At 68.4% G+C, this 332-nt stretch carries 1 protein-coding gene; it reads left to right on the top strand.

The window, feature by feature from the left end; translation table 11 throughout:
* Positions 1-152: 152 nt before the first annotated feature.
* Positions 153-332, top strand: a 180-nt coding sequence (locus RMT89_RS41890; RefSeq protein ID WP_399498919.1) for a hypothetical protein, incomplete at its 3' end; no start/stop codon positions are given.

Below are 332 nucleotides of genomic sequence, written 5' to 3'. Positions count from 1 at the left end.
GGCGGGGGCAGCGCTGTCGGCGGCGCCCGGCACAGCTGAGGCGGCTCCGGCCTCATGGTCGTACTCCTCCCCCTGTTGTAGGGGCTGCCCATGGTCGCCGCCGGCTCCCTCCGGGCGGGGCTGCTCCGCGCGATGCGGGCGGTGCCCTTGATATGATCCGCGAGGCGATGTCGAGCATGGCCCAGAATATCGCCGGCATCGCCCATGCCACGACCGAGCAGGCCACCGGCGTGCGCGAAGTCTCAGAAGCGCTTTCTCAGCTTGATGAGGTCAATCAGGCCAATCTGGCGCTGTCGAACCAATATGTCGGCACGGCGGGTGCGATGTCGTCG

This window comes from Streptomyces sp. P17 (assembly GCF_032436805.1).
Taxonomy (GTDB): domain Bacteria; phylum Actinomycetota; class Actinomycetes; order Streptomycetales; family Streptomycetaceae; genus Streptomyces.
Note: the sequence above shows the minus strand (reverse complement) of the source record. Positions and strands in the feature narration are given on the sequence as shown.